General features: G+C 49.9%; 15 protein-coding genes and 2 pseudogenes. 13 read left to right on the top strand and 4 right to left on the bottom strand.

Translation table 11 applies throughout. The features are described from left to right. Positions 1-337: 337 nt before the first annotated feature. The gene (sbmA, locus tag C1P89_RS13845) at positions 338-1,558 is read left to right on the top strand and encodes a peptide antibiotic transporter SbmA (protein WP_005140994.1); all 1,221 of its coding nucleotides are present in this window, start codon (positions 338-340) and stop codon (positions 1,556-1,558) included. A 12-nt stretch (positions 1,559-1,570) separates the two neighbouring features. Then, entirely contained in the window at positions 1,571-2,665 is a 1,095-nt protein-coding gene (gene yaiW, locus C1P89_RS13840; protein WP_000092034.1) for a surface-exposed outer membrane lipoprotein YaiW, read from the top strand. Between the two features lie 58 nt (positions 2,666-2,723). Here the strand turns inward: yaiW and C1P89_RS13835 are convergent, their stop codons facing one another. Beyond that, positions 2,724-3,032, bottom strand: a complete 309-nt coding sequence (locus C1P89_RS13835; RefSeq protein WP_000763151.1) for a YaiY family protein — start codon at positions 3,030-3,032, stop codon at positions 2,724-2,726. Positions 3,033-3,291: 259 nt separating this feature from the next. On the opposite strand from C1P89_RS13835, the gene C1P89_RS13830 reads away from it, so the two are divergent. Then, positions 3,292-3,504, top strand: a complete 213-nt coding sequence (locus C1P89_RS13830; protein ID WP_001295334.1) for a DUF2754 domain-containing protein — start codon at positions 3,292-3,294, stop codon at positions 3,502-3,504. A 23-nt stretch (positions 3,505-3,527) separates the two neighbouring features. On the opposite strand, the gene ddlA is transcribed toward C1P89_RS13830, so the two are convergent. Further along, complete coding sequence (ddlA, locus tag C1P89_RS13825) at positions 3,528-4,622, bottom strand: D-alanine--D-alanine ligase (RefSeq protein WP_000413677.1); 1,095 nt, start codon at positions 4,620-4,622, stop codon at positions 3,528-3,530. Positions 4,623-4,699: 77 nt separating this feature from the next. Here ddlA and C1P89_RS25985 point away from each other — a divergent pair, with 77 nt between their 5' ends. From C1P89_RS25985 to adrA, 5 genes and pseudogenes are all read left to right on the top strand, one after another. Further along, positions 4,700-4,903, top strand: a complete 204-nt coding sequence (locus tag C1P89_RS25985) for a hypothetical protein (protein WP_005141002.1) — start codon at positions 4,700-4,702, stop codon at positions 4,901-4,903. A 181-nt stretch (positions 4,904-5,084) separates the two neighbouring features. Continuing rightward, positions 5,085-5,345 (top strand): anti-adapter protein IraP, encoded by a 261-nt coding sequence (gene iraP / locus C1P89_RS13820; protein ID WP_000792970.1) that lies wholly within the window; start codon positions 5,085-5,087, stop codon positions 5,343-5,345. A 100-nt stretch (positions 5,346-5,445) separates the two neighbouring features. Continuing rightward, positions 5,446-6,861: an alkaline phosphatase gene (phoA, locus tag C1P89_RS13815; protein ID WP_005141005.1), complete on the top strand. Its 1,416-nt coding sequence runs from the start codon at positions 5,446-5,448 to the stop codon at positions 6,859-6,861. A gap of 118 nt (positions 6,862-6,979) precedes the next feature. Continuing rightward, the gene (psiF, locus tag C1P89_RS13810) at positions 6,980-7,300 is read left to right on the top strand and encodes a phosphate starvation-inducible protein PsiF (protein WP_001295332.1); all 321 of its coding nucleotides are present in this window, start codon (positions 6,980-6,982) and stop codon (positions 7,298-7,300) included. 101 nt (positions 7,301-7,401) lie between these two features. After that, positions 7,402-8,247: pseudogene (gene adrA / locus C1P89_RS13805) on the top strand (diguanylate cyclase AdrA); the annotation flags it as partial. A 16-nt stretch (positions 8,248-8,263) separates the two neighbouring features. Here the strand turns inward: adrA and C1P89_RS13800 are convergent. Further along, positions 8,264-8,961, bottom strand: a protein-coding gene (locus tag C1P89_RS13800) for an IS1-like element IS1A family transposase (protein WP_094096600.1) whose coding sequence is annotated in 2 segments (ribosomal slippage) — positions 8,264-8,712 and positions 8,712-8,961 — 699 coding nt in all. Because the reading frame shifts where the segments join, the coding sequence is not laid out codon by codon here. Positions 8,962-9,011: 50 nt separating this feature from the next. Between C1P89_RS13800 and C1P89_RS25980 the strand changes: the two are divergent. Next, a pseudogene (locus tag C1P89_RS25980) lies at positions 9,012-9,101 on the top strand (hypothetical protein); the annotation flags it as partial. A gap of 16 nt (positions 9,102-9,117) precedes the next feature. Here C1P89_RS25980 and proC read toward each other — a convergent pair. Continuing rightward, positions 9,118-9,927 carry a pyrroline-5-carboxylate reductase gene (gene proC / locus C1P89_RS13795; protein WP_001295331.1) on the bottom strand — a complete coding sequence of 270 codons (810 nt, stop codon included), beginning with the start codon at positions 9,925-9,927 and terminating at the stop codon, positions 9,118-9,120. A gap of 119 nt (positions 9,928-10,046) precedes the next feature. On the opposite strand from proC, the gene C1P89_RS13790 reads away from it, so the two are divergent. The 4 genes from C1P89_RS13790 to C1P89_RS13775 all read left to right on the top strand — a co-directional run bounded on the left by C1P89_RS13790 (position 10,047) and on the right by C1P89_RS13775 (position 12,388). After that, a complete protein-coding gene (locus tag C1P89_RS13790; RefSeq protein WP_000158159.1) occupies positions 10,047-10,505 on the top strand; it encodes a YaiI/YqxD family protein in 459 nt (152 codons plus the stop codon). Positions 10,506-10,687: 182 nt separating this feature from the next. After that, positions 10,688-11,212 carry a shikimate kinase AroL gene (aroL, locus tag C1P89_RS13785; RefSeq protein WP_000193393.1) on the top strand — a complete coding sequence of 175 codons (525 nt, stop codon included), beginning with the start codon at positions 10,688-10,690 and terminating at the stop codon, positions 11,210-11,212. Positions 11,213-11,261: 49 nt separating this feature from the next. Then, positions 11,262-11,453: a protein YaiA gene (gene yaiA / locus C1P89_RS13780; protein WP_001142439.1), complete on the top strand. Its 192-nt coding sequence runs from the start codon at positions 11,262-11,264 to the stop codon at positions 11,451-11,453. A gap of 257 nt (positions 11,454-11,710) precedes the next feature. Continuing rightward, positions 11,711-12,388 carry an AroM family protein gene (locus C1P89_RS13775; RefSeq protein WP_001276422.1) on the top strand — a complete coding sequence of 226 codons (678 nt, stop codon included), beginning with the start codon at positions 11,711-11,713 and terminating at the stop codon, positions 12,386-12,388. Positions 12,389-12,419: the final 31 nt, after the last annotated feature.

The following is a 12,419-nucleotide window of genomic DNA, read 5'->3' as shown; positions in this document are numbered from 1 at the left end:
GATTGAATGAAGGTAACTGAGCGTATTTATACTACTCATTGATGGATTGCAAAGGGCGAATTAGTGCAATAATAGTGTTAAAAACGTAACGGCGCGTAAACACGATCTTTTTCCTGCTCACCAATGCCTGCATTTGTGATCCTGCGCGTGTTAATCCGCTTATGTAAACAATCTTTGGTTTGTGAAATCCGTCGAAACAATTCTTATGGTCAGGCTGGCGAACTAAGCGCCTTGCTATGGGTCACAATGGGCGGTTTCATTTGGCTGACGCTTTGTAGTGGTCATGCGGTTAATACACAGCAGTTGTTAAAACGATAAGAAGTTAGCAGGAGTGCATATGTTTAAGTCTTTTTTCCCAAAGCCGGGAGCGTTTTTTCTCTCGGCCTTTGTTTGGGCATTGATTGCCGTTATCTTCTGGCAAGCCGGTGGGGGAGACTGGGTGGCGCGTATCACCGGCGCTTCCGGGCAGATCCCGATTAGCGCCGCGCGTTTCTGGTCGTTGGATTTCCTGATTTTTTACGCTTACTACATTGTTTGCGTAGGACTTTTTGCATTTTTCTGGTTTATCTACAGCCCGCACCGTTGGCAATACTGGTCAATACTCGGTACTGCACTGATCATCTTCGTCACCTGGTTTTTGGTGGAAGTCGGGGTCGCCGTCAACGCCTGGTATGCACCGTTCTATGATTTGATTCAAACCGCGCTAAGTTCGCCGCATAAAGTCACTATCGAACAATTTTACCGCGAAGTGGGCGTCTTTCTGGGGATTGCGCTGATCGCGGTGGTGATCAGTGTACTGAACAACTTCTTTGTCAGTCACTATGTGTTCCGCTGGCGTACGGCGATGAACGAATATTACATGGCGAACTGGCAACAACTGCGTCATATCGAAGGTGCCGCACAGCGTGTGCAGGAAGACACCATGCGTTTTGCTTCAACGCTGGAGAATATGGGCGTCAGTTTTATCAACGCCATCATGACGTTGATCGCCTTCCTGCCGGTGCTGGTAACGCTCTCCGCGCATGTGCCGGAGCTGCCGATTATCGGGCACATTCCGTATGGTCTGGTGATTGCCGCTATCGTCTGGTCGCTGATGGGGACCGGATGGCTGGCAGTGGTAGGGATCAAACTGCCGGGGCTGGAGTTTAAAAACCAGCGAGTAGAGGCCGCCTACCGTAAAGAGCTGGTTTATGGTGAAGACGATGCCACGCGCGCGACGCCGCCTACGGTACGCGAGCTGTTTAGCGCCGTACGGAAAAACTATTTTCGCCTCTATTTTCACTATATGTATTTCAACATCGCCCGCATTCTCTATTTGCAGGTCGATAACGTTTTCGGTTTGTTCTTGCTGTTTCCGTCAATTGTTGCCGGTACGATTACGCTCGGCCTGATGACGCAGATTACCAACGTTTTTGGTCAGGTTCGCGGTGCTTTCCAGTACCTGATTAACTCATGGACCACACTGGTTGAGTTGATGTCTATCTACAAACGTCTGCGCAGCTTTGAACATGAGCTGGATGGTGACAAAATTCAGGAAGTAACCCATACCTTGAGCTAAAAAGGAGAAGTAATGTCGCGCGTCAATCATCTATCTTCGCTGTCATTGTTGGCGGTTCTGGTTTTAGCGGGGTGTAGTAGTCAGGCTCCGCAACCGTTGAAAAAGGGCGAAAAAGCGATAGATGTAGCGAGCGTCGTGCGGCAGAAGATGCCTGCGAGCGTGAAAGACCGCGATGCCTGGGCGAAAGATCTCGCCATCACCTTTGAAAGTCAGGGGCTGGCACCGACGCTGGAAAACGTCTGCTCGGTGCTGGCGGTGGCGCAGCAGGAGTCAAATTATCAGGCAGATCCGGCCGTTCCGGGCTTAAGCAAGATCGCCTGGCAAGAGATTGACCGTCGTGCTGAACGGATGCACATTCCTGCTTTTCTGGTTCATACCGCGCTAAAAATCAAATCGCCAAACGGCAAAAGTTATAGCGAACGGTTAGATTCGGTGCGTACAGAAAAGCAATTGAGCGCGATTTTTGACGATCTGATCAGCATGGTACCAATGGGGCAGACGCTGTTTGGTTCGCTTAATCCGGTGCGCACCGGTGGGCCGATGCAGGTCAGCATTGCTTTTGCCGAACAGCATACCAAAGGGTATCCGTGGAAAATGGACGGTACAGTTCGTCAGGAAGTCTTCAGTCGCCGCGGCGGGTTGTGGTTTGGTACTTACCATTTACTGAATTATCCCGCCAGCTATAGCGCACCGATATACCGCTTTGCTGATTTTAACGCTGGCTGGTACGCCAGCCGTAATGCCGCGTTTCAGAACGCAGTCAGTAAGGCCAGCGGCGTGAAGCTGGCACTGGACGGTGATTTAATTCGTTACGACAGTAAAGAACCCGGGAAAACCGAACTGGCAACGCGCAAACTGGCGGGAAAACTGGGGATGAGCGACAGCGAAATTCGCCGTCAGTTAGAGAAAGGTGACAGCTTCTCTTTTGAGGAGACGGCGCTGTACAAGAAAGTTTATCAACTTGCCGAAGCGAAAACGGGTAAATCACTACCCCGCGAAATGTTGCCTGGCATTCAACTGGAAAGCCCGAAAATCACCCGCAACCTGACTACGGCCTGGTTTGCGAAGCGCGTAGACGAACGGCGGGCGCGTTGTATGAAACAGTGATCAAACAGGAATGTCATGCCAGATAAGGCGTTTTAGGCCGTATCTGGCAACGTAAATCTTACTGGCGGCGATGTCGCCAGTGCAGCCATAGCGCCACCACTGCAAAAATGAGGCAGCCTACTAAAAACGGGATCAGCCCGAAAATGGTGCCGACACCTAAACCAATTTCCACCCGTGGGCGACCTGTTTCCTGGACCTGCATTAAACGCTCATAGACGCCGGGCGCATGCACTAACAGGTTCAGCAATTGCGCCCCAGCCCAAAAGCAAAACAGCACAAACAACGCATAGGCAATGTTGCCAGGCGTTGAAGAGGCATTGCGATATTTTCCGCTAAACAGCGATTTTGACAGGGTGAAATCAGCCATAAAAACCTCCGGAAGTCATCTGCTTCTCTTCTGGTGTGATACCAGCGGCTTATGGCAAGTCTGACAGGTCATTTAGATTGTCAATATCAGAATCATGGTAAATTGATGTTGGGAATATTCCCGAAGCGTGAATCTTCGTTGTGAGTTACAAAATGGCAACCTTAAGTTAAATTTATTAACAATTACGAAAATGTTGTCTACACCACAGACGGTTGTTACAGAATATGCAAGGATGTTGTTTTTCGTTAACGGAGCTGCCATGAATCTGCCTGTAAAAATCCGCCGTGACTGGCACTACTATGCGTTCGCCATTGGCCTTATATTCATTCTTAATGGCGTGGTGGGGTTACTGGGATTTGAAGCAAAAGGTTGGCAGACCTATGCCGTCGGTCTGGTGACGTGGGTGATTAGTTTCTGGCTGGCGGGGTTGATTATTCGTCGTCGCGATGAAGAAACTGAAAACGCCCAATAAGAATATTATCGGGCGTTAAAATATTACATTGTGGTTTTCAATGCGTTATCCGCAGCGTGACGCTCCAGCGCCAGCTCAATCAAACGTGTGATCAGATCGGTGTAACCCAGACCGCTGGCTTGCCACAGCTTCGGATACATACTGATGTTGGTGAAGCCAGGCAGTGTGTTGATCTCGTTGATCACCACTTCGTTCTCTGGGGTTAAAAACACGTCTACACGCGCCATGCCTGCGCATCCCAACGTCTGATAAGCCTGAACGGCAATCGCCCGGATCTTATCGTTGATCTCTGGTGCAATGGCTGCCGGAACTACCACTTTCGCGCCATCTTCGTCAATGTACTTGGTGTCGTAGGCATAGAAATCGCTGGTGAGTACGATCTCGCCACAGGTGCTGGCTTGCGGATTGTCGTTGCCCAGAACTGCGCATTCGATCTCACGACCTTTGATCCCTTGCTCAACGATCACTTTATGATCGAACTCGAACGCCAGATCGACGGCAATTGCGTACTGTTCTTCACTGGTTACTTTGCTGACACCAACAGAAGAGCCCTGATTAGCCGGTTTTACAAACAGTGGTAACCCCAGTTTAGACTCCACTTCGGCAAAACTGATGTTGTGACGATTAGCGCGCGTCAGGGTAATAAATGGCGCAATGTTCAGCCCGGCATCGCGTAGCAGACGTTTGGTGACATCTTTATCCATACAGGCTGCTGAAGCCAGAACATCAGAACCTACAAACGGTAAATTGGCGACCCGCAGCATTCCCTGCAAGGAACCATCTTCGCCCAGCGTACCGTGGACAATCGGGAAAATGACATCCACCGTCGGCAACGGCTGACCGTTTTGCGCGTCGATAAGCTGATGCTCATGTTTACCTGGCACCTGCGCAAGGCTGGTCGCCGAAGGGCGCAACGCAATATGGGCAGGATCGTCTGCATTTAGCAGATAATTGCTGGCATCGCTGACGTGCCATTGCCCTTGTTTATCAATGCCCAGCAGCACAACGTCGAAGCGACTTTTATCAATGGCATCGACAATGTTTTTTGCCGATTGCAGAGACACTTCATGTTCCGCTGATTTACCACCAAAAACGATTCCTACCCGCAGTTTTTCCATCTTAAAAACCTATCCCGTCTAACACAAAGTGCATACATTACCACGACAAAACGGGGGATTCGCGGCCTTCTGAAAGATTGTTGCAATCTTCTGCTGACAAAGCGTGCAACGTACTGGTGAAGAAAGTGCGTTATCTCAAAGATGTGCGCGAGATCACAAAAATGATGAACGGGAAGCTAATTTATTCCTGGCTTAAATGGCAATGCGGTGAGTTTTTTTCTCTTAATTATAAGTTAACGAAGAGAATATATTTCATAACTTTTATTTATAATAAAGGTTGATAATTAAAAGCCTATATTTTGTGTGGGTAATTATTTAAATAAGAGAAACGTTTCGCTGGTAATCAAACAAAAAATATTTGCGCAAAGTATTTCCTTTGTCATAAAAATAATACTTCCAGACACTATGAAGTTGTGAAACATAATGTTAACTTCTCCATACTTTGGATAAGGAAATACAGACATGAAAAATCTCATTGCTGAGTTGTTATTTAAGCTTGCCCAAAAAGAAGAAGAGTCGAAAGAACTGTGTGCGCAGGTAGAAGCTTTGGAGATTATCGTCACTGCAATGCTTCGCAATATGGCGCAAAATGACCAACAGCGGTTGATTGATCAGGTAGAGGGGGCGCTGTACGAGGTAAAGCCCGATGCCAGCATTCCTGACGACGATACGGAGCTGCTGCGCGATTACGTAAAGAAGTTATTGAAGCATCCTCGTCAGTAAAAAGTTAATCTTTTCAACAGCTGTCATAAAGTTGTCACGGCCGAGACTTATAGTCGCTTTGTTTTTATTTTTTAATGTATTTGTACATGGAGAAAATAAAGTGAAACAAAGCACTATTGCACTGGCACTCTTACCGTTACTGTTTACCCCTGTGACAAAAGCCCGGACACCAGAAATGCCTGTTCTGGAAAACCGGGCTGCTCAGGGCGATATTACTGCACCCGGCGGTGCTCGCCGCTTAACGAGTGATCAGACCGCCGCTCTGCGTGATTCTCTTAGCGATAAACCTGCAAAAAATATTATTTTGCTGATTGGCGATGGGATGGGGGATTCGGAAATTACTGCCGCACGTAATTATGCCGAAGGTGCGGGCGGCTTTTTTAAAGGTATCGATGCCTTACCGCTTACCGGGCAATACACTCACTATGCGCTGAATAAAAAAACTGGCAAACCGGACTACGTCACCGACTCGGCTGCATCAGCAACCGCCTGGTCAACCGGTGTCAAAACCTATAACGGCGCGCTGGGCGTCGATATTCACGAAAAAGATCACCCAACGATTCTGGAAATGGCAAAAGCCGCAGGTCTGGCGACCGGTAACGTTTCTACCGCAGAGTTGCAGGATGCCACGCCCGCTGCGCTGGTGGCACATGTGACTTCGCGCAAATGCTACGGTCCGAGCGCGACCAGTGAAAAATGTCCGGGTAACGCTCTGGAAAAAGGCGGAAAAGGATCGATTACCGAACAGCTGCTTAACGCTCGTGCCGACGTTACGCTTGGCGGCGGCGCAAAAACCTTTGCTGAAACGGCAACCGCTGGTGAATGGCAGGGAAAAACGCTGCGTGAACAGGCACAGGCGCGTGGTTATCAGTTGGTGAACGATGCTGCCTCACTGAATTCGGTGACGGAAGCGAATCAGCAAAAACCCCTGCTTGGCCTGTTTGCTGACGGCAATATGCCAGTGCGCTGGCTAGGGCCGAAAGCAACGTACCACGGCAATATCGATAAGCCCGCAGTCACCTGTACGCCTAATCCGCAACGTAATGACAGTGTACCAACCCTGGCACAGATGACCGACAAAACCATTGAATTGTTGAGTAAAAATGAGAAAGGATTTTTCCTGCAAGTTGAAGGTGCGTCAATCGATAAACAGGATCACGCTGCGAATCCTTGTGGGCAAATTGGCGAGACGGTCGATCTCGATGAAGCCGTACAACGGGCGCTGGAATTCGCTAAAAAGGAGGGTAACACGCTGGTCATAGTCACCGCTGATCACGCCCACGCCAGCCAGGTTGTTGCGCCGGATACCAAAGCGCCGGGCCTCACTCAGGCGCTAAATACTAAAGATGGCGCAGTGATGGTGATGAGTTACGGGAATTCCGAAGAGGATTCACAAGAACATACCGGCAGTCAGTTGCGTATTGCGGCGTATGGTCCGCATGCCGCCAATGTTGTTGGACTGACCGACCAGACCGATCTCTTCTACACCATGAAAGCCGCTCTGGGGCTGAAATAAAACCGCGCCCGGCAGTGAATTTTCGCTGCCGGGTGGTTTTTTTGCTGTTAGCAACCAGACTTAATGGCAGATCACGGGCGCAAACGCTCATGGTTAAAACATGAAGAGGGATGGTGCTATGAAAATAACATTACTGGTTACCTTGCTTTTTGGTCTGGTTTTTTTAACCACCGTCGGCGCTGCCGAGAGAACCTTAACCCCACAACAACAGCGTATGACCTCCTGTAATCAGCAGGCGACGGCGCAGGCGTTGAAAGGGGATGCTCGTAAGACCTACATGAGTGATTGCCTGAAGAACAGCAAGTCTGCGCCTGGTGAAAAAAGTTTGACGCCACAGCAGCAAAAGATGCGCGAATGTAATAATCAAGCAACGCAACAATCTCTGAAAGGTGATGATCGTAATAAGTTTATGAGTGCCTGCCTCAAGAAAGCCGCCTGATACCTGATAGTGCTAACGGGTGAGCTACGAAAGTGGCTCACCCGAAATTTCATACTTCTGCCTTTAGCCCCGTCTCTATAATTTGGGAAAATTGTTTCTGAATGTTCCCAAAAATAATGAATGATGAAAACTTTTTCAAAAAAGCGGCGGCGCATGGGGAGGAACCTCCTTTAACTCCTCAAAACGAACATCAGCGGTCCGGGCTGCGCTTCGCCCGTCGCGTCAGACTACCCCGTGCGGTTGGCCTGGCTGGCATGTTCTTACCGATTGCTTCAACGCTGGTTTCGCACCCGCCGCCGGGCTGGTGGTGGCTGGTGTTGGTCGGCTGGGCGTTCGTCTGGCCGCATTTAGCCTGGCAGATAGCGAGCAGGGCCGTCGATCCGCTTAGCCGGGAAATTTACAACTTAAAAACCGATGCAGTATTAGCGGGAATGTGGGTAGGCGTAATGGGCGTAAACGTGCTGCCTTCCACCGCTATGTTGATGATTATGTGTCTGAATTTGATGGGGGCAGGCGGCCCCCGTCTGTTTGTCGCGGGTCTGGTGTTGATGGTGGTTTCCTGCCTTGTCACCCTCGAGCTTACGGGCATTACCGTGTCGTTCAATAGTGCGCCGCTGGAATGGTGGCTCTCCCTTCCCATTATTGTCGTTTATCCTCTGCTGTTTGGCTGGGTCAGCTACCAGACGGCAACCAAACTGGCGGAACATAAACGCAGGTTGCAGGTCATGAGTACTCGCGACGGCATGACGGGCGTGTATAACCGACGTCATTGGGAAACTATGTTACGCAATGAATTTGATAACTGTCGGCGGCATAATCGCGATGCAACGTTACTGATTATCGATATCGACCATTTCAAGAGCATCAACGATACCTGGGGTCATGATGTGGGCGATGAAGCGATTGTGGCGCTTACCCGACAGTTACAAATTACCCTGCGCGGTAGCGGGTAATGACTCCAACTTATTGATAGTGTTTTATGTTCAGATAATGCCCGATGACTTTGTCATGCAGCTCCACCGATTTTGAGAACGACAGCGACTTCCGTCCCAGCCGTGCCAGGTGCTGCCTCAGATTCAGGTTATGCCGCTCAATTCGCTGCGTATATCGCTTGCTGATTACGTGCAGCTTTCCCTTCAGGCGGGATTCATACAGCGGCCAGCCATCCGTCATCCATATCACCACGTCAAAGGGTGACAGCAGGCTCATAAGACGCCCCAGCGTCGCCATAGTGCGTTCACCGAATACGTGCGCAACAACCGTCTTCCGGAGACTGTCATACGCGTAAAACAGCCAGCGCTGGCGCGATTTAGCCCCGACATAGCCCCACTGTTCGTCCATTTCCGCGCAGACGATGACGTCACTGCCCGGCTGTATGCGCGAGGTTACCGACTGCGGCCTGAGTTTTTTAAGTGACGTAAAATCGTGTTGAGGCCAACGCCCATAATGCGTGCAGTTGCCCGGCATCCAACGCCATTCATGGCCATATCAATGATTTTCTGGTGCGTACCGGGTTGAGAAGCGGTGTAAGTGAACTGCAGTTGCCATGTTTTACGGCAGTGAGAGCAGAGATAGCGCTGATGTCCGGCAGTGCTTTTGCCGTTACGCACCACCCCGTCAGTAGCTGAACAGGAGGGACAGCTGATAGAAACAGAAGCCACTGGAGCACCTCAAAAACACCATCATACACTAAATCAGTAAGTTGGCAGCATCACCCTATCGTGAGTGGTTGAAATCGGCAGATTTGGCGCTTTACAAAGCAAAGAAAGCCGGACGTAACCGCACCGAAGTGGCGGCCTGACGTCCGGCGAAAGTCATCAGGATTTGCTGAGTTTTTCTGATTTTTCCATACACTTCGTCATCGCTTCGATCACTGCGGCACGGAAGCCTTTCTCTTCCAGTACGCGTACCGCTTCAATGGTGGTGCCTCCCGGTGAGCAGACCATATCTTTCAGTGCCCCCGGATGTTCTCCCGTTTCCAGCACCATTTTTGCGGAACCCATTACCGCCTGAGCGGCAAATTTATACGCCTGGGCGCGTGGCATCCCGCCCAGCACGGCGGCGTCGGCCATCGCTTCGATAAACATAAATACGTAGGCTGGCGAAGAACCGCTCACACCGACCACCGGGTGGATCATCGGCTCAGCAATTACTTCCGCTTCGCCAAAGCAGCGGAAAATATTCAGCACATCAGCGGTATCTTCGGGGGTTACCAGCGCGTTTGGCGTTACGGAGGTCATCCCGGCATTAACCAGCGCGGGAGTGTTCGGCATGGCGCGGATAATTTTCCGGTCATGGCCCAGCGCGCGGGCAAGCTGGTCGAGCGTGACACCTGCAGCAATAGAAACGACCAGAGAGTCTTTATTCAGGCTGGAGGTGATTTCGCTAAGCACTTTAATCATGATGCCAGGTTTAACGGCGGCAAAAATGATGTCGGCGATTTGCGCCACTTCTTGCGCCGATTCTGCGGCGTTGATGCCGAACTGGTCATGCAGGGCGGCGACTTTATCCGGGGAGGGGGTGTATACCCAGATTTGCCCTGGAAGCACCTGACCGCTGGCAATCAGACCGCCGAGAATGGCTTTTCCCATATTGCCGCAGCCAATAAAACCGATTTTCTTTTCCATTGCCTCACTCCTGCCGTGAAATTCATTGTTTTGATAATCGCTGGCAGAAGCATAAACAGAACTATGCCGGAAGGCAAAAGCGCGACACAATAGAGGATTACCCAACAAAGGATGACTTTATGACAATTTGGGTGGATGCCGACGCGTGTCCCAATGTAATTAAAGAGATTTTGTATCGCGCGGCGGAACGTATGCAGATGCCGCTGGTACTGGTAGCAAACCAGAGTTTACGCGTGCCGCCATCGCGATTTATTCGTACGCTGCGCGTCGCGGCAGGTTTCGACGTTGCCGATAACGAAATTGTCCGGCAGTGTGAAGCGGGCGATTTGGTGATCACCGCAGATATACCTTTGGCTGCTGAAGCCATCGAGAAAGGCGCAGCGGCGCTTAATCCGCGCGGCGAACGTTACACGCCAGCGACCATTCGTGAGCGCCTGACGATGCGCGATTTTATGGATACCTTACGTGCCAGTGGGATCCAGACCGGCGGACCAGATAGCCTTTCACAACGTGACCGCCAGGCCTTTGCCGCGGAGCTGGAGAAGTGGTGGCTGGAAGTGCAACGTAGTCGTGGCTAAATGTAATTTATTATTTACACTTCATTCTTGAATATTTATTGGTATAGTAAGGGATGTATTGAGATTTTCACTTTAAGTGGAATTTTTTCTTTACAATCGAAATTGTACTAGTTTGATGGTATGATCGCTATTCTCATGACACCGGCTTTCGCCGCATTGCGACCTATTGGGGAAAACCCACGATGACACAACCTCTTTTTCTGATCGGGCCTCGGGGCTGTGGTAAAACAACGGTCGGAATGGCCCTTGCCGATTCGCTTAACCGTCGGTTTGTCGATACCGATCAGTGGTTGCAATCACAGCTCAATATGACGGTCGCGGAGATCGTCGAAAGGGAAGAGTGGGCGGGATTTCGCGCCAGAGAAACGGCGGCGCTGGAAGCGGTAACTGCGCCATCCACCGTTATCGCTACAGGCGGCGGCATTATTCTGACGGAATTTAATCGTCACTTCATGCAAAATAACGGGATCGTGGTTTATTTGTGTGCGCCAGTATCAGTCCTGGTTAACCGACTGCAAGCTGCACCGGAAGAAGATTTACGGCCAACCTTAACGGGAAAACCGCTGAGCGAAGAAGTTCAGGAAGTGCTGGAAGAACGCGATGCGCTATATCGCGAAGTTGCGCATATTATCATCGACGCAACAAACGAACCCAGCCAGGTGATTTCTGAAATTCGTAGCGCCCTGGCACAGACGATCAATTGTTGATTTTAGAGCGCCTATACTTAACGTTCATCCCGTGAAATAAGGAAGAACGATGCCAACGAAACCGCCTTATCCTCGTGAAGCATATATAGTGACGATTGAAAAAGGAAAGCCAGGACAGACGGTAACCTGGTACCAACTCAGAGCCGATCATCCTAAACCAGACTCGTTGATCAGTGAACATCCGACGGCTCAGGAAGCGATGGATGCGAAAAAACGCTATGAGGACCCTGACAAAGAGTGACCGCATCAGACTGCTCGGAAGGGATTCTGAGTGCCACTACAAGGGATCTGCGTCACATTTTTCATAATTCATGTTTTTCTAATAATTAGAATATTAAACAATAACAATCCATTACTGGAATCATTTGGAATCTTTACATTATGCCGTGCACGTCTGCTGCTACGCTTTTTGTCATTTGTAGCACAAGTAAGTGTCAGCAGTGGTGCTTCACACTTGCCCGGTAATTAACGACGAAAGAAAAGTAAGGTGGATGAACAATGAGTGCGTCGTTGGCGATCCTGACCATCGGCATTGTACCTATGCAGGAGGTTTTGCCGCTCCTGACGGAATACATTGACGAAGATAATATTTCCCATCATAGCCTGCTGGGGAAGTTAAGTCGTGAAGAAGTGATGGCGGAGTACGCGCCAGAAGCAGGCGAAGACACCATTCTCACATTATTAAATGACAACCAGCTGGCCCATGTTTCGCGTCGTAAAGTGGAGCGAGACCTGCAAGGTGTGGTTGAAGTGCTCGATAATCAGGGTTATGACGTCATTTTATTAATGAGTACAGCAAACATTAGTAGTATGACTGCGCGTAATACGATCTTTCTTGAGCCGTCGCGAATATTGCCTCCACTGGTTTCCTCTATTGTTGAAGATCATCAGGTGGGGGTTATCGTTCCGGTTGAGGAGATGCTGACCGTTCAGGCGCAAAAATGGCAAATTTTGCAGAAATCGCCGGTATTTTCATTGGGTAACCCCATTCATGATTCAGAACAAAAAATCATTGATGCCGGGAAAGAATTACTGGCAAAAGGGGCTGATGTCATCATGCTGGATTGTTTAGGATTTCACCAACGTCATCGCGATTTACTGCAAAAACAGCTCGATGTTCCTGTCTTGCTGTCTAACGTATTGATTGCACGGCTGGCTGCGGAATTACTGGTGTAATTTTGCGTGACAGCCAGCGCCTCTGGCCCCT

It is taken from the genome of Shigella sonnei, from assembly GCF_002950395.1.
In the GTDB taxonomy this organism is placed as follows: Bacteria; Pseudomonadota; Gammaproteobacteria; order Enterobacterales; family Enterobacteriaceae; genus ECMA0423.
The sequence above is the reverse complement of the archived record's forward strand: the minus strand, read 5'-3'. Positions and strand labels throughout refer to the sequence as shown.